This window comes from Bacillus sp. AK25 (assembly GCF_048270685.1).
GTDB lineage: Bacteria > Bacillota > Bacilli > Bacillales > Bacillaceae > Bacillus > Bacillus altitudinis.
This window is the reverse complement of record NZ_JBLUWC010000001.1, coordinates 1,451,142-1,476,735: the sequence shown is the minus strand read 5'-3', so window position 1 is coordinate 1,476,735 and position 25,594 is coordinate 1,451,142. Positions and strand designations below refer to the sequence as shown.

The 25,594-nt window shown below is 43.3% G+C and carries 24 protein-coding genes and 1 riboswitch; of the genes, 1 reads left to right on the top strand and 23 read right to left on the bottom strand.

What is annotated here, in order from left to right; genetic code table 11:
* Positions 1-152: 152 nt before the first annotated feature.
* Positions 153-1,862 carry an Rqc2 family fibronectin-binding protein gene (locus ACNO7B_RS07630; protein ID WP_417901370.1) on the top strand — a complete coding sequence of 570 codons (1,710 nt, stop codon included), beginning with the start codon at positions 153-155 and terminating at the stop codon, positions 1,860-1,862.
* Positions 1,863-1,893: 31 nt separating this feature from the next.
* Here ACNO7B_RS07630 and ACNO7B_RS07625 read toward each other — a convergent pair whose 3' ends face one another.
* The 23 genes from ACNO7B_RS07625 to ACNO7B_RS07515 form a co-directional block, all read right to left on the bottom strand.
* On the bottom strand, positions 1,894-2,397 hold the full coding sequence (locus ACNO7B_RS07625; protein WP_417901369.1) for a precorrin-2 dehydrogenase/sirohydrochlorin ferrochelatase family protein: 504 nt from the start codon (positions 2,395-2,397) through the stop codon (positions 1,894-1,896).
* Positions 2,378-3,163: a sirohydrochlorin chelatase gene (locus ACNO7B_RS07620; protein ID WP_417901368.1), complete on the bottom strand. Its 786-nt coding sequence runs from the start codon at positions 3,161-3,163 to the stop codon at positions 2,378-2,380. The genes ACNO7B_RS07625 and ACNO7B_RS07620 overlap by 20 nt, the downstream gene beginning before the upstream one ends.
* A gap of 76 nt (positions 3,164-3,239) precedes the next feature.
* Complete coding sequence (gene cobA, locus ACNO7B_RS07615; RefSeq protein ID WP_035700704.1) at positions 3,240-3,995, bottom strand: uroporphyrinogen-III C-methyltransferase; 756 nt, start codon at positions 3,993-3,995, stop codon at positions 3,240-3,242.
* A 28-nt stretch (positions 3,996-4,023) separates the two neighbouring features.
* Positions 4,024-4,617 (bottom strand): adenylyl-sulfate kinase, encoded by a 594-nt coding sequence (gene cysC, locus ACNO7B_RS07610; protein ID WP_074042033.1) that lies wholly within the window; start codon positions 4,615-4,617, stop codon positions 4,024-4,026.
* Between the two features lie 13 nt (positions 4,618-4,630).
* Positions 4,631-5,767: a sulfate adenylyltransferase gene (gene sat, locus ACNO7B_RS07605; RefSeq protein WP_008344912.1), complete on the bottom strand. Its 1,137-nt coding sequence runs from the start codon at positions 5,765-5,767 to the stop codon at positions 4,631-4,633.
* A 57-nt stretch (positions 5,768-5,824) separates the two neighbouring features.
* Entirely contained in the window at positions 5,825-6,889 is a 1,065-nt protein-coding gene (locus tag ACNO7B_RS07600; RefSeq protein ID WP_410685232.1) for an inorganic phosphate transporter, read from the bottom strand.
* 13 nt (positions 6,890-6,902) lie between these two features.
* Complete coding sequence (locus tag ACNO7B_RS07595) at positions 6,903-7,604, bottom strand: phosphoadenylyl-sulfate reductase (RefSeq protein WP_008344917.1); 702 nt, start codon at positions 7,602-7,604, stop codon at positions 6,903-6,905.
* Between the two features lie 45 nt (positions 7,605-7,649).
* On the bottom strand, positions 7,650-7,760 hold the full coding sequence (locus tag ACNO7B_RS07590; protein ID WP_417901853.1) for a YezD family protein: 111 nt from the start codon (positions 7,758-7,760) through the stop codon (positions 7,650-7,652).
* A 110-nt stretch (positions 7,761-7,870) separates the two neighbouring features.
* A riboswitch (SAM riboswitch) is annotated at positions 7,871-7,973 on the bottom strand.
* A 162-nt stretch (positions 7,974-8,135) separates the two neighbouring features.
* Entirely contained in the window at positions 8,136-8,774 is a 639-nt protein-coding gene (gene pyrE / locus ACNO7B_RS07585; protein ID WP_410684650.1) for an orotate phosphoribosyltransferase, read from the bottom strand.
* 7 nt (positions 8,775-8,781) lie between these two features.
* Positions 8,782-9,486 (bottom strand): orotidine-5'-phosphate decarboxylase, encoded by a 705-nt coding sequence (pyrF, locus tag ACNO7B_RS07580; protein WP_417901367.1) that lies wholly within the window; start codon positions 9,484-9,486, stop codon positions 8,782-8,784.
* A complete protein-coding gene (locus tag ACNO7B_RS07575; RefSeq protein WP_017359348.1) occupies positions 9,458-10,390 on the bottom strand; it encodes a dihydroorotate dehydrogenase in 933 nt (310 codons plus the stop codon). Before ACNO7B_RS07575 ends, pyrF begins: the two co-directional genes overlap by 29 nt.
* Positions 10,384-11,160, bottom strand: coding sequence for a dihydroorotate dehydrogenase electron transfer subunit (locus tag ACNO7B_RS07570; protein ID WP_417901366.1), 777 nt, complete (start codon positions 11,158-11,160; stop codon positions 10,384-10,386). The genes ACNO7B_RS07575 and ACNO7B_RS07570 overlap by 7 nt, the downstream gene beginning before the upstream one ends.
* Entirely contained in the window at positions 11,157-14,372 is a 3,216-nt protein-coding gene (carB, locus tag ACNO7B_RS07565) for a carbamoyl-phosphate synthase (glutamine-hydrolyzing) large subunit (protein ID WP_035700695.1), read from the bottom strand. The genes ACNO7B_RS07570 and carB overlap by 4 nt, the downstream gene beginning before the upstream one ends.
* The gene (locus ACNO7B_RS07560) at positions 14,357-15,451 is read right to left on the bottom strand and encodes a carbamoyl phosphate synthase small subunit (RefSeq protein ID WP_019743288.1); all 1,095 of its coding nucleotides are present in this window, start codon (positions 15,449-15,451) and stop codon (positions 14,357-14,359) included. Before ACNO7B_RS07560 ends, carB begins: the two co-directional genes overlap by 16 nt.
* A complete protein-coding gene (locus ACNO7B_RS07555) occupies positions 15,448-16,734 on the bottom strand; it encodes a dihydroorotase (RefSeq protein ID WP_035392124.1) in 1,287 nt (428 codons plus the stop codon). The genes ACNO7B_RS07560 and ACNO7B_RS07555 overlap by 4 nt, the downstream gene beginning before the upstream one ends.
* The gene (locus tag ACNO7B_RS07550) at positions 16,718-17,641 is read right to left on the bottom strand and encodes an aspartate carbamoyltransferase catalytic subunit (RefSeq protein ID WP_017367206.1); all 924 of its coding nucleotides are present in this window, start codon (positions 17,639-17,641) and stop codon (positions 16,718-16,720) included. The genes ACNO7B_RS07555 and ACNO7B_RS07550 overlap by 17 nt, the downstream gene beginning before the upstream one ends.
* A gap of 130 nt (positions 17,642-17,771) precedes the next feature.
* Entirely contained in the window at positions 17,772-19,100 is a 1,329-nt protein-coding gene (locus tag ACNO7B_RS07545; RefSeq protein WP_417901365.1) for a uracil-xanthine permease family protein, read from the bottom strand.
* A gap of 156 nt (positions 19,101-19,256) precedes the next feature.
* Positions 19,257-19,799 (bottom strand): bifunctional pyr operon transcriptional regulator/uracil phosphoribosyltransferase PyrR, encoded by a 543-nt coding sequence (pyrR, locus tag ACNO7B_RS07540; protein WP_007499718.1) that lies wholly within the window; start codon positions 19,797-19,799, stop codon positions 19,257-19,259.
* Positions 19,800-19,969: 170 nt separating this feature from the next.
* Positions 19,970-20,884 (bottom strand): RluA family pseudouridine synthase, encoded by a 915-nt coding sequence (locus tag ACNO7B_RS07535; protein ID WP_007499719.1) that lies wholly within the window; start codon positions 20,882-20,884, stop codon positions 19,970-19,972.
* Positions 20,881-21,348 carry a signal peptidase II gene (gene lspA / locus ACNO7B_RS07530; protein WP_008344942.1) on the bottom strand — a complete coding sequence of 156 codons (468 nt, stop codon included), beginning with the start codon at positions 21,346-21,348 and terminating at the stop codon, positions 20,881-20,883. Before lspA ends, ACNO7B_RS07535 begins: the two co-directional genes overlap by 4 nt.
* Positions 21,349-21,442: 94 nt before the next feature.
* A complete protein-coding gene (locus ACNO7B_RS07525; protein WP_417901364.1) occupies positions 21,443-21,817 on the bottom strand; it encodes a TraR/DksA family transcriptional regulator in 375 nt (124 codons plus the stop codon).
* A gap of 160 nt (positions 21,818-21,977) precedes the next feature.
* Positions 21,978-24,743 carry an isoleucine--tRNA ligase gene (gene ileS, locus ACNO7B_RS07520; RefSeq protein WP_417901363.1) on the bottom strand — a complete coding sequence of 922 codons (2,766 nt, stop codon included), beginning with the start codon at positions 24,741-24,743 and terminating at the stop codon, positions 21,978-21,980.
* Positions 24,744-25,099: 356 nt separating this feature from the next.
* The gene (locus ACNO7B_RS07515) at positions 25,100-25,594 is read right to left on the bottom strand and encodes a DivIVA domain-containing protein (protein ID WP_008344947.1); all 495 of its coding nucleotides are present in this window, start codon (positions 25,592-25,594) and stop codon (positions 25,100-25,102) included.

Sequence of the window (25,594 nt, the reverse complement as noted above, 5' to 3'; positions counted from 1 at the left end):
CTCCTCTTTTGTTCTCTCTCTTATGCAGTGTTCTATAAGCCAGTTTATTCAGACTCGTCCTAAATCATGCTATAATAATAAGACTGCCTAAAGAACGAGAAAACGTAAGGTTCTTTCAGTAGATTTGTGTGAAAGAAGAGGGTGTATCCAACATGTCATTTGACGGCATTTTTACATACGGTATGACTAATGAATTGCAAGAAACATTAACCGGCGGAAGAATTTCGAAAATACATCAGCCATACAAGCATGAGCTGATTTTTCATATCCGGTCAAAGGGGAAGAATCATAAGCTGCTTTTATCCGCTCACCCGAGTTATGCAAGGGTACAGCTCACTGAGCACCATGATGATAATCCGAGCGAACCGCCAATGTTTTGTATGCTTCTCAGAAAACATCTTGAGGGTGGGTTCATTGAACGTTTTGAACAAATTGGGTTAGATCGGGTGATCGTGCTGCACGTGCGAAGCCGAAATGAAATTGGCGATGAACAAACCCGTAAGCTATATATTGAAATTATGGGCCGGCACAGCAACTTAATTCTCGTGGAGGACGAAACGGAGCAGATCATTGACGGACTGAAACATCTTTCTCCATCTGTGAACAGCTATCGAACGGTGCTGCCCGGACATGAATATCTTCTGCCGCCGGCACAGCAAAAGCTGAATCCTTTTGACGTGACGAAGGAAGATATTTTAAAGCATTTACGTTTTCAAGAAGGGAAAATCGCCAATCAAATTGTCGATACATTCTCTGGGGTTTCTCCGCTGTTTGCTAAGGAAGCTGTCCACAGGGCCGGTCTTGCCAATCAGGAAACGATTCCAAGTACATTGCTCGAGATGTTTCAGCTCATTCAGGCGCATTCTTTTACCCCTCAGCTCACGAGAAAAGATGGGAAAGAGTATTTTTATTTATTAGAACTTCAGCACGTCGATGGTGACATGAAGACATTTGATTCTCTTAGCGAGCTACTTGACCGTTTTTATTTCGGAAAAGCTGAAAGAGACAGAGTCAAACAGCAGGCGGCTGATCTTGAACGTTTTGTTGCCAATGAAAAAAAGAAAAATGAAAACAAGCTGAAAAAACTAACAAGAACACTTGAAGAATCTCAAAATGCGCATAAGTATCAGCTTTATGGTGAATTGCTTACTGCCAATATATATGCGATTAAAAAAGGGGATAAAGAAGCAACTGTCATCAATTATTATGATGAAGAAGGCGGAGAGATCACGATCCCGCTCAAAACAAACAAAACCCCTTCTGAAAATGCACAAGCGTATTTTACAAAATACCAAAAGGCAAAAAATGCAGTAGAGGCCGTAAATGAACAAATCAAGCGAACACATGAAGAAATTGTATATTTTGACGAGCTGATCCAGCAGCTGTCCTCTGCCTCACCAAAAGATTTAGAGGAAATAAGAGAAGAACTGGTGGAAGGAAAATATTTGCGTCCCAAACAAAAACGCAACGCCAAAAAGAAAAAACCATCGGCCATTCAGCTTGAAGCATATGAATCTTCTCAAGGTGTTCCGATTCTCGTTGGAAAAAACAACAAGCAAAACGAATATTTGACCACAAAGGCGGCAGCTCGTGATGACATTTGGCTGCACACAAAGGATATTCCTGGATCACATGTCGTCATTCGTCACAAAGCGCCTGATGAACAAACCTTGCTTGAAGCGGCACAAATTGCTGCCTACTTCTCGAAGGCAAAAGAATCAAGCTCCGTCCCTGTTGATTATACGAAAATCCGGCATGTGAAAAAACCAAACGGAGCAAAACCGGGCTTTGTCACGTATGATCAGCAGCAAACATTATTTGTGACGCCTGATGAGGATGTTGTCCTAAAGCTGAGAAAATAAAAAAGAGCCGATTAAATCTTTGGATGAGATTTTATCGGCTCTTTCTTTGTCGTTTTTTTCTTTCTATATAGAGCTCATCGAGTGCATCTACATCCTCTTGTTCAAGCAAGGTCTCAATGGCCTCAGCCAGCTGTTTAGTGCGGGCTGGGCTTGCACCACTCGTAGATACAGAGATTGTCACTTTTCCTGCCCTCACAACCTTTGGCACAATCACATTGCCAAGCTCTGACTGGCTCACACAGTTGACGAGCTGATGAGGAAGCGCTGATTGCGTCATCCACTCGTTTACTGAAGGATCGTCTGTAGCAGCGACAATTAAAAATGCAGCCTTTACATCTTCCGCATCAACTTTCTTTTTCTTCCAAGTCAGCTCATATGTCTCAATGAGATTCGCCATTTCATCACAAATGTCAGGGCTCACAATGGTTATGCTGCATGGCTCCATGCATAGCGCACTCGTCCTTCTAGCCGCAATCCTTCCTCCGCCGGCAATTAGCACGTGTTTATTGGTTAGATCAAGATGAACTGGAAGCATGGCTTTCTCCTTGAAAACAAAACGCATCCTCTTTGTTTAAGATGGTTTCCTGCACACGTTCAATATAAGCTGCTTTTACATGGGGATGAAACCCAATGTATCGGCAGACACGGACATCTCGTAGCCGCTCTCTCGCTTGATTCGCTTCACTCTCAATCTCTTTCATTAAAATGCCGGTAAATAAAAGATAAGGCACGAGATAGACAGGCGTATCGTCATCTACTGTTAACTGTGCTAAGACGTCACGATAATTCGGTTCACACGCTGTAATAAAACACGGAAAAACCTCTGCACAAGGCAACATGCTTCGGACATCATCTGCAATGCCAAACACATCCCGCTTTACATCTGGATCAGAGCTTCCGCGGCCAATTAAGAGAATTTTTGCGTGCTCTCCCTTGTATCCTGCTTCTTCAATCCTTGCGATAACCGCTTTCGTGACTTCTTGGTTCACGCCTATAGGTCTTCCATATGTCACCTTCACTTGTGGGAAACGTTTTTTTACTTTCACAATCTCATCTGGAATATCTGATTTGGCATGCATGGCAGTTAAAAGGAGGAGCGGGACGATCGCAATGTGGGTTGCTCCTTTTTGTACGCAAGTCTCAAATCCTTCTTCGATTGAAGGGTCCGTCAACTCTAAAAAACAAATTTCTTGTATATCTGCTTCCACTAACGGCATACAGCTTTTCATAAAAGAAATGGCTTTATCCTGTGCTTCTTTTACCCTGCTTCCATGCCCAACATAAAGGACAGCTTGTTTCATTTGACTCCTCCTTGAAACCTTAGTTTTATTCAGACGAAAAGACACGATGTCCACACGTGTCTTTTCACCTTTGTTCTCATTTCTCAATCAGTGCTGGTTCAAACCAGTTCAACTTTTGATGAAAGTGAACGACATCTCCTACTACGATTAAACTCGGATGCTCGATCCCTTCTTTTTCAACCGTTTCAGATAGTGTCGCCACCGTGCAGCAAGTCGTCTTTTGCCTTGTGGTCGTTCCCCAGTGAATAAACGCAGCTGGGGTTTCAGGATTCCGCCCATTCTTCAAAAGCAGCCGCTGGACTCTTTCCACGTTTTTGACGCCCATGTAAATGACAAGGGTATCAATCCCCGTCGCCAGCGCTTCCCACTTTTCTTCAAAATGTTCATCCTTTTGATAATGCCCTGTTACAAACGCAACATTTGAGCTGAATTCTCGGTGCGTGACTGGAATGCCTGCATAAGCAGCGGCTGCAATGCCAGAAGTAATCCCTGGGACAACTTCATATGGAATACCATGCTCAGCTAAGCATTCGATTTCTTCACCGCCACGGCCAAATACAAAGGGATCACCGCCTTTTAGACGAACGACTATGTTCCCTTCCTTCGCATGAGCAACAAGTGCTTCATTAATCGCTTCCTGTCTCATCGTATGATGATTCGGCAGTTTGCCGCAATAGATCAACTCCGCCTCCGGTTTGGCATGGGCAAGAATCTCTTGATTGACAAGACGATCATATAAAATGACATCTGCCTGCTGTATTGCCTTATGGGCCTTTAGCGTAATTAAGTCTGGGTCACCCGGTCCGGCACCAACAATGTATACTTTCCCCATCTTGCTTTCTCCCCCTGCCATCAGTCGATTATTTCGTTTTATTCTTTACATAATCAACAAGGCGCTGTTTTGACTCCTCGCGTGATAATTCACCTGTATCTAGAACGAGCTCAGGCGCAGCTGGCTCTTCGTATGGTGAATCGATTCCCGTGAAAAATGGAATTTCGCCGTTTCTTGCTTTTTTATATAATCCCTTTGGATCACGCTCTTCACACACGTTCAGATCACATTTCACAAACACTTCGTGAAATTCTCCGTCTTCGACTAACTGTCTTACGATTTGGCGGTCTTCTTGAAATGGTGAAATAAAAGCAGTAATAACAATCGTTCCTTGCTCAACAAATAATTTCGCCACTTCACCGATGCGCCGAATGTTCTCTTTTCTGTCGTCATCTGAAAAGCCTAAGTCTTTATTGAGTCCATGGCGTACGTTATCGCCGTCAAGAACTGTCACTTGGTACCCCTGTTCAAACAGCTCTCGAGCCGCTGCGTTGGCGATCGTCGATTTACCTGAACCGCTTAGACCTGTCAGCCAAATGATCCCGCTTGTATGGTTGTTTTTCTGTTGATATTCTTTTTTAGTAATAGATGAATCATGCCACACGATATGTTCGTTGCTCATGTCATATCCTCCTTTAAGATACCGTCGTTTTTAATCCTTCGATTAATGTTTCAATGACTTCTTTTCGGCTGAACGTGCTCGGTGGTAATTCACCATTTCTCAGCATCGTTCTCACCTTTGTACCTGAAAGAATGACATGTTCGCTTTTATCATGTGGGCATGTTTTTGGTGTTGCCATGGCTTCACATGTATTGCAGTAAAAGCTGTGCTCAAATTTTAATGGTGTGATCCCAATTTCTTCGCTTGTAAATTGTTCAAATAGCTCCTGCGCTTCGTATGTGCCGTAATAATCACCAACACCCGCATGATCTCTGCCGACAATAAAATGTGTACAGCCATAATTTTTACGCACAAGCGCATGAAAAATCGCTTCCTTTGGTCCAGCATAACGCATGGCAGCAGGAAAAACACCTAAAAAGACGCGGTCTTTCGGGTAATAACCGTTCAGTAACACTTGATAGCTTTTCATTCTTACATCTGCTGGAATATCATCAGATTTTGTTTCACCAACAAGTGGATTTAGAAATAGACCATCCACTGTTTCCAGTGCTGTCTTTTGAATATATTCATGCGCACGATGGACTGGGTTTCTCGTTTGGAAACCGACAATGGTTTTCCAGCCGTTTTCTTTAAAATGTTTTCTTGTTTCTTCTGGCTCATACGTAAATTGCGGGAAAGGTTTTTCACTGCGTTTCGTCAGTGTAATTTTACCACCAATATACGTATCACCGCGTTCAAATAATTTTTTCACGCCTGGGTGATTGCGGTCATCTGTTTTATACACATTCACTGCTTCTTTTTCCTTATCAGGTGTGTATTGATCTTCCACCTCAATGACCCCGTATACTGTTCCATTATACGATAGACGAACAATGTCACCTTGATTGATCTCCGCTGCTTTTTCCTTTGTGACAGGCAAAGTAATCGGAAGAGACCAAACGACACCACTTGCTAGTCGCATACTGCTGACAACTGCTTCATAATCAGCTTTCGTTAAAAACCCTTCAATTGGACTATACCCGCCAATTGCGATGAGTTCAAGGTCTGCAAAAGAGATGGCATCCAGCTCAATTTCTTTCGCAGCTGTGCTTAGATCAAATTCTTCATTTACTCGATTAATTAATACGCCACCATGTGGTGTTAAACTCATTTGTTCATCTTCCTCTCAATGTTCATATTTATTAGATGTTAATAGTCGGATTTATATTTAAATCCCGCCGCCCTGTTCATGAATCGAGCTGCTCTCATTTTTAACTGCCTTCATAAGACTCAGTGCACCTAGTGAAGCAAGCAGTACACTCATCATGATAAAGATAGAGTAATAGTCTCCTTTTAAGAAAAGGCTTACCAACAAATAAGATAGACTTAGTGATAAGAAAGGTGACACAACCCATACCTTCAGCATTTTTTTCACAACATGTTTATGAAAAATGTTCGGTCCACCCTTTGCCATACCTAGCCCAATAATGGACGATGAGGTAATTTGAGTAAGGGGAACAGGGAGTCCGAATATAGAGCTGACGATGACAAGTCCTGCACCGGTGCTCGATAATAGAATGCCTTCACCCGTTTGATAGCGTGTAATTTTCTTTCCGTTTGTTTCTAGTACCCTTCTTCCTAGAAGCAGCGCCCCAATGGCCACAAAGATTCCGCCGTAAAGGGTTCCTTGCCCGACTGATAAAACACCTGACGCGACAAGCGGGCCGACCGCATTGGCAACATTGTTCATGCCGGCTGAAAACGCTTCTAAAAACCCACTGATAATCAAAACAACAGATAAGATCAATGTACCTTTTTTGGATAATGTCCATTTAGGGAACAATCTGATGATTTTGACAACAGCAAAGGTAAAAACAAAGGCAACAATCGGAATAATCACCCAAAAAGAGACAATGACTAAGATCGATTTCACATACAGCACTTTATATGCGGCTGCCACACCGACTACAGCTCCTACTGTGACCTCACTTGTGGATAAAGGAATGGCCAAGAGATTCGCTATGAAAAGTGATAATGCGGCCGAGCCAATGATGATACACACAATTTCAAGTGTGATGACAGATTCCGGCATAATCCCGGAGCTGATCGTTTTGACGACCTCACCGCCGCCAATCACTGAACCTGCTAATATTCCAACCGCACAAACGCTGAGTGCGTATATTGGCTTTTTGATCGCACCTGAACCATATGCGATGCCCATCGAAGCGGCTGCTCCGCTTGCGCCAATATTTAAAGCAAAGAATAAGCTAAATAAAATTGCGGCGATTTCCATACATTATGCTCCCTTACTCATGTAATCCGCACTCAGTCTTTGCTGTCCCTGACCATCTTCCAGAACGCAAATCATCAGCAGTAAATGCCGGCTGTGTACAAGGTGCACACCCGATGCTTGGATATCCTTGGTCATGCAGCGGATTATAAGTAAGATCCTCTCTAGACGCATATCTCCATATGTCCTTCCACGTCCAGTGGATGAGCGGACATACTTTGACTGATTGGAATTTTTCATCCTTATTTAAAAAGTTCGTACCTGCTCGTTTAGGCGACTGCTCTCTTCTTAAACCAGACAGCCATGCCGGATAGCCAGATAGTGCCTCTTGCAATGGAATGACCTTTCTCATATGGCAGCAGCTTTGAGGATTCGTTTCCCATAATTTATCACCATGCTGCTCATTCTGCTCTTCCACCGTCAGCTCAGGTGTTTTCAGCACGATGTCTAACCCGGGATATCTTTCCTTCACTGCATCAATGGTGTCGTATGTTTCCTTGAAATGCAGCCCTGTATCTAAAAAGACAATTCTTGCATCTTTTTTTACTTTCGCAATAAGATCGATCAGGACAATGCCCTCAATGCCAAAACTGCATGCATAAACGAGCTGATCACCATAGTGTCCGTACGCCCATTTCAGCACAGATAGGGCCCCTTTATACAAATCGTCCTCTTGAAATGTAATGGACGGCTCTTGCCAATTTTCATAAGTTAACATTGTTTCTCCCCTTCCGGAGTACTGCTTCTATTGCTATTCTCCGCACTACTTTAATCTGATTTTTTCATTTTTTTCCACTTGAATCACTTGACCGTCCTGAACGATCAACGTAATTGAACCGAATTTCATATCCCCAATCAGCTCTTGCATATGCATCACTAAGTCCTCATCCTGGTTTTGTTTCAGTTCCATCTCCTCTTCCTCCTCACCGTTAAAATAAAAAAACTTTCTTTCAGTCCGAAAGAAAGATGAGGAAGCTCACGATTTCCTTATCTTTCAAAATAGAATCATTTTGCAGGAAGTAGCACCTTGCAAATCGCAGGTTGCCGGGCTTCATCGGGCCAGTCCCTCCACCTCTCTGGATAAGAGTTTTAATTTGTATTAAATATTAACACAATTCAAACAAAAGTCAACCCGACTTTATTGATAGGATTAGTTTTTATTTAAATTTGAGTCTATTTTACTATTTTTAACCAAATAAAAAAACTGTGCAACGCACGCAGCACAGCTTTTTTAAACAAGACAAGCTTTTTAGACCGTTTCTTCCATCCAAGATTCAGACGAAGGATCCTGTCTCCAGCGTTTTAGTTTATTCATAGCAGAAGGCTCAATTGCTTTTAGCTCAAGTGCCACTTCTGTCAGTGTGTCATAGTCTGTCAGCGTGACATAGGGAATGTTTTTCTCTTGAAAAGCCGCAGCTGCTTTTGGCAGTCCATAAGTGAAGATCGCAACAACTCCGAGTACGTCACAGCCTTCTTCTTCTAGCGCAGCTACAACTTCAAGAACGCTGCCTCCAGTTGAGATGAGGTCTTCTACGACAACCACCTTTTGTCCAGGTGATACGGCTCCTTCAATTTGATTTCCTTTTCCGTGTGCTTTTGGTTTACTTCTTACATAACACATCGGTACGTTCAGACGATCAGCTGCTAATGCCGCATGAGGAATGCCAGCTGTAGCTGTACCTGCGACAACTTCCGCTCCTTCAAAATGAGTGAGAATCAAGTCTTTTAAACCTTCCGCAATGTCCACTCTGACCTCAGGATAAGACAAGGTGAGGCGATTGTCACAGTAAATCGGTGATTTGATACCGCTCGCCCATGTAAATGGTTCGTCTGGTTTTAAAGAGACAGCTTTGATTTGTAATAAATGCTTCGCGATTTTCGTTTTCATCCGGCAGTCACTCCCACTCTTTCAAAATTTGTTGATAAGCTTCCACTGGGTTTGTGGCTTTTGTGATCGATCTTCCCACAACAATCTGTGAAACACCCTGCTCTTTGGCAAAGGCAGGTGTCGCCACACGCTTTTGGTCATCCGTTTGATCATTTGGTAAGCGAATTCCTGGTGTCACAGTGAGAAAGGAAGGAGAGATTTGTTCATGAAGCTGTTTTGATTCATGAACAGAGCACACCACACCATCAAGTCCACTTTCATATGCCAATTGTCCATAATGAAGCACAGCCTCTTGCAATGGGCGGTCAATTAGTAATTCTTTTTTCATCATATCTTCTGACGTGCTTGTCAGCTGGGTCACTGCAATAATGCCTGGGCGATTTTGCCCGGCAGGGGTTCCGCTTTCAAGCCCCTCTACGGCCGCCTGCATCATTCTCTTCCCGCCGGCTGCATGCACATTCACCAAATCAACACCAAGTGCAGCAAGCCTGTTCATCGCTTTTTGCACAGTTGTTGGAATGTCATGAAGCTTCAGATCAAGGAAAATACGGCAATTTTTTTCTTTCAGTTCATCAATAATGGCAGGACCTTCTTGGTAAAACAGCTCCATGCCGACCTTTACGAATAATGGAGTGCCTTCAAAACGATCTATAAAGGCGTGCGCCTCCTGTCCTGATGGAAAATCAAGCGCGATGATGGGCAAGTGCTTCATGTTTCCAGCTCCTTCCGATGCATTCCTCTACAGATGAATACCCATAAGCCGCTAACACATTCGGCAGTTCATCAATGATTTCCGGGCAAATAAATGGGTTCACAAAATTGGCTGTCCCAACAGCTACCGCACTTGCGCCAGCTAGTAAAAATTCAAGTACATCTTCAGCGCTTTGCACCCCGCCCATCCCAATAATCGGAATAGAAACGGCCTGACTGACCTCATGCACCATTCGGATGGCAACAGGTTTTACAGCAGGACCTGATAATCCGCCTGTTTTATTGGCAAGAATGGGTTTGCCTGTTTTTAAATCTAAACGCATCCCAATCAAGGTATTGATCATGGTGAGTCCATCCGCTCCAGCCGATTCAATCGCTTTAGCAATCTCAACGATATTGGCTACATTAGGTGACAGTTTCACATAAACAGGAACGGAGGAAACTTCCTTAACGGCTTTTGTCAATGTGGCCGCCATTTCTGGATCGGTCCCAAAGGCAATTCCGCCTGTTTTCACATTCGGACACGAGATATTCAGTTCAAGGGCGTGAACATTACTTGCTTGACTAATTTGCTTTGCTACTTCAACATAATCATCAACTTGTGATCCAGCAACATTGGCAATAATAGGGGTATCGAACTGCTCAAGCCAAGGTAATTCATGTTCAAGCACGCCTTTTAGACCTGGATTTTGGAGACCAATCGCATTCAGCATACCGGCTCCTGTCTCAGCTACCCTCGGTGTCGGGTTGCCAAATCTCGGTTCAAGGGTCGTGGCTTTAATCATGATGCCGCCCAGCAAGGAAAGGTCATATAATGACGCGAATTCTTTTCCAAATCCAAAACAGCCTGATGCAGGAATGATTGGATTTTTTAAAGATAAGCCGGGTAATTCGATGTTTAGCATGATAGCGCCACCTCCTCCGCTTTAAAAACAGGTCCATCCAGACAAACTTTAACGTACGGTTTCTCGTGCTGATCGGTATGACAGACACAAGCAAAGCATGCACCGATTCCGCAGCCCATTCGTTCTTCCATTGAAATATAGACAGGCTTATCGGGATAAGAGTCTTTTAGTGCTTTTAACATAGGTGTCGGTCCACAGGAAAGCAAGACATCAAAGTCCAGCTCATTCTCTTCAATGACATTTGTCACGAAACCTTTCGAACCATATGTCCCATCAACGGTTGCGATAAACGTATCTCCGAGTGCTTGAAACTTCTCCTCATAAAATACATCCTTTTTCGATTGAAAACCGAGAACATGTTTTACGATGACGCCTTTTTTCGTTAACCGCTTAGACAGTTCATATAGCGGAGGCACACCGATTCCTCCACCGACTAATAATGCGGTCTGTCCGGCCTGAACGACTGAAGGGTCATAGCCGTTTCCAAGCGGTCCTAACACATCGACTGCCTCTCCCGCACGCTTTTGGGAAAGGAGCTTTGTGCCCTCTCCCTCTGCGCGGTAAATGATGGTTGCCTCTTGCTTTTCGGCATGAATGTTGGCAATACTGATCGGTCTTCTCAGCAGCGGTGTCATGGATTCACTGACCTTTATATGAAGAAACTGTCCAGCTGTTTGAAAGGATTTAACAAGATCACCCTTTAATGTCATTTCGTAAATATGATCAGCGATCTCTCGGTTTGAGACGACCGTCAAGTATGCTTTTTTCATATCGTTACTGTCACCTCAGCATTCGTTTTCACTTCTGGCATTTCATCTGCTCTAAATGTCATGCTCTCTAGCACTCTTAAAATCGCTTCTGCTGTATCTAGTGACGTTAAGCAAGCGACACCATTTTCAACAGATTCACGTCTAATTCTAAAGCCGTCTCTTGCCGGCTGTTTTCCTTTTGTTAAGGTGTTGATGACAAATTGGGCTTCACCATTTCGAATGACATCCAGCAAATTCTTTCCTTCTTCTCCTATTTTGCCGACAACACTTGATGGAATGGAGGCTTGTTTTAAGTAATTCGCTGTTCCTTCTGTTGCTAAAATATGATAGCCGATGGAATGGAATCTTCTTGCAATTTCAAGTCCTTCTTCTTTATCTTTATCAGCCACTGTCAGGAGAACCGTTCCGTCTTTTGGAATTTGAATGCCTGATGCAATCAATCCTTTGTAGAGGGCTTTTTCGATTGTGACATCTTTCCCCATGACTTCACCTGTTGATTTCATTTCAGGCCCTAGTGTAATATCTACTCTTCTTAGTTTTGCAAAAGAGAAGACTGGAACTTTCACATATACGCCTTCTTGCTCAACATGAAGCCCTTCTTGGTAGCCATAGTTTTTCAGTTTTTCTCCTAAAATAACCTTTGTAGCTAAGTTCGCCATTGGAATGCCTGTAATTTTACTTAAGAATGGGACAGTCCGGCTTGAGCGCGGATTCACTTCAAGTACATACACTTCACCTTTTGATAGCACAAATTGAATGTTCAAAAGCCCAATGATGTTAAGGCCTTTTGCGAGTTTAATCGTGTATTCTGCGATTTTCGCTTTGATGTCCTCAGACAAAGTTTGCGGCGGGTAGACCGCAATCGAGTCTCCAGAGTGAACGCCGGCTCTTTCAATGTGTTCCATAATGCCTGGTATGACAACCGTTTCTCCGTCAGACACAGCATCTACTTCAATTTCTTTTCCTGTCAAATACTTGTCAATGAGCACTGGGTGCTGCGGATTGACTTTCACCGCATTCTCCATGTAGTGAAGGAGCTCAGCTTCTTGATACACAATTTCCATTGCACGGCCGCCTAATACATAGGAAGGACGGACAAGCACGGGGTAACCGATTTGATTCGCAATCGCTACCGCCTCTGGCACAGACGTTGCTGTCTTACCTTTTGGCTGCGGCACGCCGAGAGTTTCTAATGTTTGTTCAAACTTGTCACGGTTTTCCGCACGGTCAAGGTCTTCAAGCGATGTTCCAAGTATCTGAACCCCTCTATTTGATAATTCATCTGCTAAGTTAATCGCTGTTTGTCCGCCAAACTGAACGACGACACCTTCTGGTTGTTCAAGGTCGATGATGTGCATCACATCTTCTACAGTGAGTGGTTCAAAGTAGAGCTTATCTGAAATACTAAAGTCTGTTGAGACGGTTTCAGGGTTGTTGTTAATAATAATGGCTTCATAGCCTGCTTGTTTGATTGCCCACACTGAATGAACGGTCGCATAATCGAATTCTACTCCTTGTCCGATTCTGATTGGACCTGAGCCTAGCACGATGACACTTTTCTTATCTGTTCGTTCGGATTCATTTTCATCTTCATATGTGCTGTAGAAATATGGTGTTTCTGATTCAAATTCTGCCGCACATGTGTCCACCATCTTATACACAGGAACGATGCCTGCTTCTGTTCTTAGGTTATAGACATCTGCCTCATTCATATTCCATTCGCGGCTAATATAAATATCTGAGAAACCTTTTTCTTTTGCTTCTTTTAAAACGTCTACATTGCCTTTGTTTTCTTTTAGTGTCTTTTCAAATGCGATGATGCCTTCCAGCTTATGAAGGAAGAAGTAATCAATTTTCGAGAATTCATGAATCTGTTCGACGGTATAGCCTCTTCTTAGCGCCTCAGCGATATAAAACAGACGCTCATCTCCTGCTTTGATAATCCGCTTTTCAAGCACTTCGTTTGTAATGTCCGCTTCGTCTTTTAATTCAATGTGATGCACATCCGCTTCAAGTGAACGAACAGCCTTTAAAAGAGACTCTTCTAATGTGCGGCCAATCGCCATGACTTCACCCGTTGCTTTCATTTGTGTTCCAAGTCGTCTGTTGGCAGATTCAAACTTATCAAACGGCCAGCGCGGGATTTTTGAAACGATATAGTCGAGTGCTGGCTCGAACGCTGCATATGTTTTACCTGTGACTGGGTTCATCATTTCATCAAGTGTTAGGCCAACTGCGATTTTCGCTGCAAGTTTTGCAATTGGATATCCAGTTGCTTTAGACGCAAGAGCAGAAGAACGGCTCACGCGCGGGTTTACTTCGATAATATAGTATTGGAAGCTGTCTGGATCAATCGCCAGCTGTACGTTACATCCGCCTTCAATGCCAAGTGCACGAATCAACTTGAGTGACACATTACGAAGCAGCTGATATTCACGATCACTTAGCGTTTGACTTGGTGCCACAACGATACTGTCACCTGTGTGGATGCCAACAGGATCAAAGTTTTCCATGTTACAAACCACAATGGCATGATCTCCGCTGTCACGCATGACCTCATATTCAATTTCTTTAAAACCTGCGATACTTTTTTCAAGCAAACATTGTGTCACCGGACTTAATTTCAGTCCATTCTCGACGATTTCTTTTAATTCTTGCTCATTTGTACAAATTCCGCCGCCTGTGCCGCCTAGTGTATAGGCTGGTCTAACAATGACCGGGAAACCGATTTGATCTGTGAATGCCATCGCTTCTTCAAGGTTATGGATAATTTCACTTTCTGGTACAGGTTCATTTAATTCATTCATTAGATTACGGAATAAATCTCTGTCCTCTGCTTTTTGAATAGCTGACAGCTTTGTGCCTAGTACTTCAACACCGCATTCAGCGAGTACACCAAGATCTGATAATTCAACAGCAAGATTCAATCCAGTTTGTCCGCCAAGTGTTGGCAGAATCGCATCAGGACGTTCTTTTCGAATGATTCGTGTTAAAAATTCTGGTGTCAGTGGTTCGATGTATACCTTATCGGCCATTTCTGTATCCGTCATGATCGTCGCAGGGTTAGAGTTCACAAGAACGACTTCATAGCCCTCTTCTTTTAGCGCTAAGCAAGCCTGTGTGCCTGCATAGTCAAACTCCGCTGCCTGACCGATGATGATTGGACCTGAACCGATCACTAAAATCTTTTTGATATCTACGCGTTTTGGCATACTTCTTCCCCTTCTTTCTCAGTTGTATGAATCATGTCCATGAACTCGTCAAATAAGTAGTTCGCATCTTCTGGACCCGGTGATGCTTCTGGGTGATACTGGACAGTGAATGCTGGTGCTTCTTTATGTTTTAATCCTTCAATGGTGTTGTCATTTAGCGCAATATGTGTGACTTCAAGCACGTCTTCATTAATGGCGCTAACCGTGTAACCGTGGTTTTGAGACGTCAGAGTTACCTTGCCAGTTGCTAGTTCTTTGACTGGATGATTGGACCCTCTATGCCCAAATTTCATTTTTTCTGTACTTGCGCCGCACGCAAGCGCGAATAATTGGTGTCCTAGGCAGATACCAAAGAGTGGTACCTTTCCAATCAACTGCTGAATCATTTCAACCGCTTCTGGCACATCGACTGGATCCCCAGGCCCGTTTGAAAGCATGATGCCGTCTGGTTTTAACTGTAATACTTCATCTGCCGTGATATTGTATGGCACCACAATGACATCACAATCTCGCTTATTGAGTTCGCGCAAAATGCCATGCTTCATGCCGAAATCGACAAGCACAATTCTTTTGCCTCTTCCTGGACTTGGATACGCATTTTTCACAGATACTTGGCTTACTTGATCTGTTGGTAGCTGCATTGTTTGAAGACGGCTTACAACGTCTTCTACTTGTTCATCCGGTCCTGCAAAAGCTCCTCTTAATGTACCTGCACTTCGAATCATGCGCGTGAGCTTGCGTGTATCAATGCCGCTAAGACCCGGGATATTTTTCATTTTTAAATACTCATCAAGTGAGTATGAAGAGCGCCAGTTTGAAGGCTTTTCACAAAGCTCTTTCACGATCAGCCCTTTCACAAACGGTGTGATCGATTCAAAATCATCACGGTTAATGCCGTAGTTGCCGATCAGCGGGTAAGTGAGTGTGACAATTTGTCCGCAGTACGACGGGTCAGACAAAATTTCTTGATAGCCTGTCATCCCTGTGTTAAAGACGACTTCTCCGACTGACGGTTCTAAGCTGCCAAAGCCTGTTCCTTCGAATACTGTTCCGTTTTCTAGCACTAAGCGTCTCTTCATTTTACTAGTCTCCCCTCTTCATAAACGACTTTCCCAGATGCAAGTGTCATGACCGGCCATCCTGATACAGTCAATTTGTCAAACGGTGTATTTTGTCCTTTAGATAAGAAGCTTTTTTTGTCAATTGCCATTTCTTTGTTTAAATCAATCAGTGTGATATCAGCAATTTGACCTTCTTCCAGCTTTCCGTATGGAAGAGCAAAGGCTTCTGCTGGTTTGATGGTCATATAATCAACAAGTTCTTTTAATGTCCATTCCCCTGTTTTCACAAAACGTGTGTACAGAAGCGGGAACGCTGTTTCAAGTCCGACAATCCCAAAAGGTGCCCTCTGCATCGTTTCGTTCTTTTCTTCTTCTGTATGCGGTGCATGGTCTGTGGCGATAAAATCAATCGTGCCATCTAAAAGCCCCTCGATCAGCGCCTCGCGATCTTCTGCTCCTCTGAGCGGCGGATTCATTTTATAGTTTGTGTCAAGACCTGGAATGTCTGCATCACACAAGAGAAGGTGATGTGGCGAGACCTCAGCTGTCACACGAATGCCTGCTTTTTTTGCATCGCGTACCACTCGGACGGATTCCTTTGTACTGATATGACATACATGATAATGACAATTCGCTGCTTCTGCTAAGAGGACATCTCTTGCAATATGCACCGATTCACAAATTGACGGTATCCCGTTTAACCCATTTGCTTTTGAAAAGTCTCCTTCATGAACGCATCCTCCATAAATGAGTGAGTTATCTTCACAGTGCGCCACTATGGCTTGATCAAGGCTTGCTGCCTTTTTCATTGCTTCGTACATCATGCCTGCGGTTTGAATACCAACACCGTCATCCGTAAAGGCAAATGCGCCCGCTTCTTTTAACGCTGCAAAGTCTGTCATCTCTTCGCCAATTTGTCTCGTCGTGATCGAAGCGTATGGCAGTACTCTTACAGATGAGGTCTCTTTGATTCGATTCATCAGCCATTCCATTTGTTCTTTTGTATCTGGAACTGGCCGTGTATTCGGCATCGCTGCAATGGTCGTATACCCGCCTCTTGCTGCTGCCTTAGAACCTGTTTCAATGGTTTCTTTTTTCTCGCCGCCTGGCTCTCTTAAATGCACATGCAGATCAATCAAACCTGGTGATACAAATAGCCCTGCTGCATCAATGACTTCTTCTCCGTCTTCTCTTTCTAAATGACCCATTGCTTGAATCACTTTTCCTTCTACCCTAATATCCTGCTGCACTCTTTCCCCTGTGCTTGTTAAGATAAAACCGTTTTTAATGAGATATGACATAGACAGAATCTCTCCCTTTTTGATGTAGTCTGCTATTTTGAAAAGCTCTTTTTAACACAGCCATTCGGATATACACACCATTTTCCATTTGTTTAAAAATCCTTGACTGCTTTGACTCTACTAATGAATCATCTATTTCAACACCTCTATTTACTGGTGCTGGATGCATAATAATCGCTCTTTCTTTCATTTTGCTTGCCCTGTCTACTGTTAATCCATAAGTCGATAAGTAACCCTCGTTGCCCATCTTTTCTGAGTGTCTTTCATGCTGAATTCTCAGCAGCATCACCACGTCAGACCGCTTCATGGCTTCGTCCACCTCGACATACGTTCCATGAGGATTTTGTTCATCTTGGAAGGAAGCTGGTCCTGAAAAGAGCACTGTCGCTCCTAGTCTTGCGAGGACTTCAGCATTGGACCTTGCCACCCTGCTATGTTTGATATCACCATGAATCGAGATCGTTAAGCCTTCAAAACCGCCAAACTCTTCAAAGATCGTCATCAAATCCAGCAATGATTGTGTAGGGTGCTGTCCGCAGCCATCTCCCGCATTAATGATTGGAATCCCGACCTTCCCAATCAGCTCTTTGTAATATTCGTCTGTACTGTCTCTGATGACACATGCCTTTACTCCGATGGATTCAAGTGTTTTCACTGTATCGTAAAGGGTCTCTCCCTTTTGAACAGAGGTACTTGCTGCGTCTAGGTTCAGCACATTCATTCCAAGTTTTTTCTCTGCCACCTCAAAGCTAAAACGCGTTCTTGTACTTGGTTCAAAGAAGAGGTTCGCTACAAATTCACCTGCTAAACCATGTTCCTGTTTCCCTTTTTTCAATGCACATGCTTCTTCAATCAGCTGTAAAATTTCTTCCTTTGACAAGCTGCTCATTGTCGATAAATCATTCATTTTTTCTGCCCCCTCTAGTTTTTCATCACTTTCAGGTTCAAAAAAACCCTAAGCCTCGGCAGCTTAGGGTTCTCCAAAAGAAGCAGGGGTGCTTTCGCACGTTCTGCTCCGTTTAGAACCCTTGTCAGCCTCACTGGACTTCTTTTAAAAGGTTTTCGGTATTCGATTCATTTGACTCATCATCTTCTGCCTTTTGATGCGGCAGAATCAGGTTTAGCAGGACGCCAGTAATAGCAGCGAGTGCCATTCCTGACAGCGTCAGATTGATTTGTTTCACCTCAATGAATGCCCCGCCAATACCAATGACTAAGATGACTGATGCGATAATGAGATTGCGCTTTTCTTCAAAATTCACTTTATGATCAATCAGGATTCGCAGTCCGCTTGAGGCTATGATTCCAAAGAGCAGGAACGAAACGCCCCCCATAACCGCGGATGGTACTGTACTGATTAATGCTGAAATTTTCCCAACAAAGCCGAAGCAGATCGCAAACACCGCTGCTCCGCCGATGACGAAGATACTGAACACTCTTGTGATGGCAAGGACACCAATGTTCTCTCCATAAGTCGTTGTTGGAGGTCCGCCGATGAGTGAAGCGAAGATTGTCGCCGCACTGTCTCCTAAAATGGAGCGGTGAAGACCTGGTTTTTTAATAAAATCCTGCCCGACCACCTTACTTAACACGACTTGATGGCCGATGTGCTCAGACATGGTCACAAAGGCAACCGGCACCATCACTGTGAGAATGCTTAAAGTCACAGCAGGTGTATAGTCGACAAATGGTACAACAAAGTCTGGAACAGCAAACCATTTTGCATCAATGACCGGCTGGAAGTTCACAATGCCTTGTGTTAAGGCAAAGAGGTAGCCGCTGATAATGCCGATTAAGACTGGAATCAAGCTAAGGAATCCTCTTAGGAAGATCATACTGATAATGGTGACTGCGAGCGTGAAGCCTGCAACCATTAAGTGCTTAAGGCTGTAGACAAGCTCCTTTGCATTCGGATCCACGTACATCGCCATGTTAACAGCTGTTCCAGCGAGTCCGAGTCCGATAACCATAATGACGGGTCCTACAACGACAGAAGGCAGAAGCTTCATTAGCCAGCCTGTGCCGAGCCATTTGATAAATAATGCGATGAGTGCATAAGCCACACCCGCCATAAAGGCACCTACCATTGCAGCTCCAGGACCGCCAGTGGCTTTTACATTCAAGATAGGGGCGATAAAGGCAAAGGACGATCCAAGATACGCCGGAATCTGCCCTCTTGTGATGATTAAGTACACAATGGTTCCAACCCCGCTTGAGATGAGCGCGACGGCTGGGCTCATCTCAATGATCTTTGGTACAAGAATGGTTGCACCAAACATGGCAAACAAGTGCTGCAGGCTGAGTGACAGCCATGTGAACGGTTTTGGGATATCTCGAATGCCTAAATTGGCTTTTTGCTGACTCATGATTTTCCTCCTAGATGTGTCCTTTTTCATTAAAAAAGCCTCTTTGCGAGTATGCGCAAAGAGGCCTAGAAAAACCGTACACGTCACTTTAGCCGTGTGCTCGGTGTCTCTTGTTAATGCCCTCTTTGCAAACTCTCTGGAATGCATTTAAAAAGGTTATTTTTCATATATAGCGACAAGGTCGTTTTGATCTACTTCATTGAGCTGAACCATGACTGTCTCTGCTTTTGATGTCGGGATGTTTTTCCCGATATAATCCGCTCGAATCGGCAGCTCCCGGTGTCCCCGGTCGACTAGAACAGCTAGCTGAATGGAAGATGGTCTTCCTACATCCACAAGCGCATCCATAGCCGCTCTCACGGTTCTACCTGTGAACAAAACATCATCTACGACAATCAGTGTTTTGTCATTAATGTCAGCTGGGATGTCTGCACCCTTGACAAGCGGGTCTTGGTTCTCTGTCTTTTTTGTCAGGTCATCACGGTATAGCGTAATATCCAGTTCACCCACCGTCACTGGGTTTCCTTCAATTTGTTCGATGCGCTCTGCAAGGCGCTTTGCAAGATGAATGCCTCTTGTCTTGATCCCGGCCAGGATGACATCCTTCATCCCTTTGTTGCGCTCAATCATTTCATGTGCAATACGGGTAAGCGCTCGTCTTATCGCTTGTTCATCAAGAATGACTGCTTTTTGTTCCATCTTTTACACCTCTTTTTGACAAATAAAAAGCCCCTTCTGCAAAGGGCAGAGAGGGGCGCTCATTTGTGCATACTCGTGCACAAATTGATCCGTTATCCTTCTCAGCCTCTCTGGACTGTTTTAAAGAATCTCAATTTCTTCGTTTATTATTTCAAAAAAAGAACGGCCTGTCAATCGTTATTTCTTAATGAATCGATAAAGCCTCGCATATCAGCTGGAATTGGAGCTGTAAACTCCATATATTCTCCTGTTCTAGGGTGATCAAATCCTAACACGCCTGCATGCAGCAGTTGTCCATTGAAATCAACAGTTTTTCTCGGGCCATATTTTGGATCTCCGGCAAGCGGATAGCCAATGTATTTCATATGAACACGAATTTGGTGGGTTCTTCCTGTTTCAAGGCGGCATTCTACAACGGTAAAGTCTTTAAAGCGCTCCATCACATCAAAATGAGTGACTGCCTGCTTTGCATTTTCTTTTGTGACCGTCATACTTTGGCGATCTTTTTTGTCTCGACCAATTGGTGCATCAATCGTTCCAGTATCATGCTGAATGATGCCATGAACAACGGCTGTGTATTTTCTAGTGACCGTTTTCGCCACCAGCTGATTGACGAGTGATTCATGCGCCATATCATTTTTTGCGACCATTAAAAGCCCTGACGTATCTTTATCAATTCGGTGGACAATTCCAGGGCGCATGACACCATTAATGCCTGACAAATCATTGCAATGAGCCATGAGGCCATTGACAAGAGTACCTGTCACATGTCCTGGTGCTGGATGAACGACCATTCCTCTTGGCTTATTGACCACTAGTACATCTTCATCCTCATAATAAATATCAAGATCCATTGATTCCGCTTCTACATCTAGTGCTTCTGGATCTGGAATCTCTACTTTGATTTGATCTCCAGCTTGTACTTTATAATTGGCCTTCACTTGTTTTCCATTTACTTCGATGAGCCCATCTTTCACCCACTGCTGGACTTGGGTTCTTGACCATTCTGGTTCAGTTGTGCTTAAAAATTTATCAAGCCGTTCACTTGTTTGTTCTTCTGAAACGGCAATGTTTACTTGATTCATGTAGTTGACTCCTTATTTTTCTTTCCATCTAACAGCATTTGAATAAAGAGCAGAATGACCCCCACACATAGAGAGGAATCTGCGATATTAAAGATTGGATAATGATAATCCCCAAATACGAAATGAGCAAAATCAACCACTTCTTGACGGAAAATACGGTCAATAAAGTTTCCAATCGCTCCGCCAAGCATTAAGGCAAGCGCTACACCAAGTAGCTTGTCCTTTTGTCCATGTTTTTGCAAATAATAAACAATTCCTGCAATAACAACGAGTGTGATCACATAGAAAAACCACATTTGTCCTTGGAGAATCCCCCATGCGGCTCCTGAATTTCGGTGGGATGTGATGTAAAAGAAGCCATCAATCACAGGAATAGAATCACCGAGCATCATATGTTTGACAATGAGCCATTTTGTTAATTGATCTAAACAAATTATCACGAATGCGATTATGTAATAGAACACACACGTTCCTCCATCTTCATACTTTGGTCTTTAAGCATTTTATCAAGAAAACAGGATGGAGTAAAGAAACTTTAGTTGACAGACAAAAACCTCCCTACATGTGGAAGGCTTCAAAATGAGAATCATTTGATTCGTGAGGATAAGGGGTGAATGCTTTTTTCTCGTATTGCTTATGATATAAAAAGTCGTCAGTCGTACGAGCTGTCGGAAGAATACTCATTTGTTCAATGGGCATTGTATGCCCTGTCGCCTCACATATGCCATAAGTTCCTTGTTCAATTTTTGCAATCGCGAGCGAAACATCTTGCAGTTCTTCTTTGATGTGATAAAGAAGCGTGGTCGTTTTTGCTTGATCGAAAGTGACATGTTCAGCGGGTGAACACAATGATGCATATTCAAACAGTTTCGATTGCAGTTCTTCTCTCATTTGAAGGAGTTCCATGTAAATCGTCTCTAGATCGCCATTCATGTCGCTGTTTCAACTCCTGCCCTGTCGTGATAATCATATTGTTGCCCCGCCTGTTCACTTTAAAGCCATAAGATTTTTCCTTTCGTTCTAAACGCTGTCATTTTCTCTATATCAAAAACGCCCCGCTTTATGCGGGGCGCTAGTTGGTGATATCGCGCTGTTAATTCTGGTAATATTTCTCCACGATTTCAGCATTTTTAAGCGACAATGTTGGGTATTTTGGATTTGCGCCAACATCTTTTGAAATAATGCGGGAACGTTCGCACAGTTCTCCTTCTGCTTTTTGAACAACAATTCGTCCTGATGTGTATTCAGGCGCTGATGCGTCTGCATGCTTCTCATCTTCTACTGTTAATTCAGAAATGATAAAGAGCTGCTTCACATCTTCTTTAATGGATGCAAGAAGATTTTTCACTTCCTCTGTTGCATAAAGGATCACACTTGCTTCAAGTGAACGGCCGATGACTTTCTCATTACGCGCAATTTCCAGTGCTTTTAGCACATCGTCACGTACTTCCATAAAGCGGTCAAACTTCACTTCTGTCGCTTCTGCTTGAGGAACAGCTACACCTTCTGGCATATCTGTTAACTGAACACTTGGCTCTTCAACAAAGCTTAAGTGGCTCCACAATTCATCTGCTGTATGCGGAAGAATTGGTGCTGTCAGCTTCACTAACGCCATTAATGTTTCATAGAAAACCGTTTGCATGCTGCGGCGGTCTGGATGATCCGCATGCTCAATGTATACCACATCTTTTGCAAAATCGAGATAGAAAGAGCTAAGCTCAATCGTACAGAAGTTGTGGATGGCATGATAGACAACCGCAAATTCGTAATCATCATAAGCTTTTTTCACTTTATCAATCAATTTGTTTAATTTGATTAAGATATATTGATCCACTTCGCGAAGCTCTTCGACCGGTACTGCATTGACTGCTGGATCAAAGTCAAACAGGTTACCATGCAAGAAGCGGAACGTGTTACGGATTTTACGATAAACTTCTGCGACTTGTTTTAAAATGTCATCAGACACAGGATGATCGGCTTGATAGTTGACAGAAGATACCCAAAGTCTAAGAATCTCCGCACCAAGCTGCTTCGCCACTTTCGTCGGATCGATCGTATTGCCTAATGATTTACTCATCTTGCGTCCTTCTTTATCAAGCGTAAAGCCATGGCTGAGAACACCTTTATATGGCGCTTTTCCAGTGACAGCAACTGCTGTAGATAAAGATGAGTTAAACCAGCCGCGATATTGATCAGAACCTTCAAGGTAAAGGTCTGCCGGACGAACCAGGTCATCTCGTTCTTCTAATACCGCTTGGTGAGAAGAACCAGAATCAAACCATACATCCATGATATCTTGCTCTTTTGTAAATTCACCGTTCGGGCTGCCTGGATGTGTAAAGCCTTCAGGCAATAATTCTTTTGCTTCTTTTTCAAACCAAATATTCGAGCCATGTTCTCTAAATAATTGAGAGACGTGCTGAATCGTTTCATCTGTGATGATTGGCTCACCATTTTCAGCATAGAAGACTGGGATTGGAACGCCCCATACACGCTGTCTTGAAATGCACCAGTCACCTCTGTCACGCACCATATTGAACAGGCGCGTTTCGCCCCAAGCTGGAACCCATTTCGTTTCTTTAATATTATCTAATAGTGCTTCTCTGAAATCTTTAATGGAAGCAAACCACTGAGCAGTTGCACGATAAATTGTTGGTTTTTTCGTTCTCCAGTCATGCGGATAGGAGTGCGTGATAAAGTCGAGCTTTTTCAATGCGCCTTTTGCTTCAAGCTGTTCTGTGATGGCTTTATTGGCATCCTCGTAGAATAGCCCTTCAAAACCAGGTGCTTCTTCTGTCATCACACCTTTTTCATCTACTGGACATAACACATCAAGACCGTACTTCATACTTACGATAAAGTCATCTTCCCCGTGACCTGGCGCTGTGTGAACACAGCCTGTTCCTGCATCTGTTGTGACGTGATCGCCAAGCATCACAAGAGAATCTCTATCGTAAATTGGATGTGCTGCAACGACCTTATCTAATTCTTTACCTTTTAAGGTTTTCACAACTTCGTACTCTTCAAATCCAAGTGTTTTTGCCACTTGTTCAACTAGCTCAGATGCGATGACATATCGCTCAGCACCCACTTGAAGCACACTGTACTCTAGGTTTGGATGTACACAAATGCCAAGGTTTGCAGGAAGTGTCCAAGGTGTTGTTGTCCAGATGATGAACTGCTCGCCGTTTTCAAGTACGCCTTTGCCATCTTTCACTTTAAATGATACGTAAATCGATGGTGAACGTTTGTCCTTGTATTCAATTTCTGCTTCAGCAAGTGCTGATTCACTTGATGGAGACCAGTTAACAGGCTTAAGACCTTTGTAAATATAGCCTCTTTTCGCCATTTCACCAAAGACAAGAATTTGCTGCGCTTCATATTCGGGCTTCAACGTCACATATGGATTGTCCCAGTCTGCTCTTACGCCCAAACGTTTAAACTGATTGCGCTGACCTTCGATTTGTTTCCAAGCATACTCCTCACATAGTTTACGGAATTCTGCTGTCGACATTTCTTTGCGTTTGACTTTTTTATTTTTCGTAAGGGCTGTTTCAATCGGTAAGCCATGTGTATCCCAGCCCGGTACGTACGGTGCATGGAATCCATTCATTGATTTAAAACGGACAATAAAATCTTTGAGGATTTTATTGAGTGCGTGCCCCATATGAATGTCACCATTCGCATATGGAGGTCCATCATGCAAAATAAAGGTCGGGCGTCCTTTTGTCCGCTCTAAAACCATTTGATAGATGTCTTTTTCTGCCCACTCCTCTTGGATTTCAGGCTCTTTGTTCGGCAAGTTCCCTCTCATCGGGAATTCTGTTTTTGGCATTAATAAGGTGTCTTTGTAGTTCATACCTATTCCTCCACATGCAAATTCGTATTAAAAAACAATAAAAAAAGCCCTCTCATCCCATAAGGGACGAGAAGGCTTGTCTCGCGGTACCACCCTTTTAGACAAGCGCTTTGAAATTGCCGCTTATCCACTCTAAAATCGTAACGTGATCTGACGCCTTTTCTTACTCATTCATTTCAGAAAAGGAACTAAAGGGGTGATCTCATTGCAGCGTTTCGTAATGTCAGGCTTCCACCATCCCTGATTCGCTTTATTACGCATGTAACCGCTGCGAGTGTCCCTTTCAAACGTTTATCTCTTGTTAATTTATGATGGTATTATATGCAACATGAGCACGTCATGTCAAGGTGATGCGCTTATTCTTTTTCGTCAAAGACAGCGTCAACTTCATATTCCAGCAAATGATCCCAATCATCATTTTTCAGTAGATCAAGCTGAGCTTCGATGAGCATTTGGAAACGAGTTCTAAAGACTTTCGACTGTTTCTTGAGCTCTTCGATTTCCATTGCAATCTTTCTTGATTTTGATAACGCTTCGTTGATAATACGGTCTGCATTTTTCTCAGCTTCACGAATGATCAATTTCGCTTCTTTATCAGAATGACGCTTCACGTCTTCTGCTGCTTCTTGCGCCACAAGAATGGATTTGTTTAATGTTTCTTCAATTGTTGCAAAATGGCCTAGTCTTTCATCAAGCTCGTTGACTTTGTCTTCAAGCTCATTCTTTTTGCGAAGTACGATCTCGTAATCTTTACGCACTTGGCTTAAAAACTCATTTACTTCATCTTCGTCATAGCCGCGAAAACTTTTTGTGAACGTTTTATTATGAATATCATTAGGTGTTAATGGCAA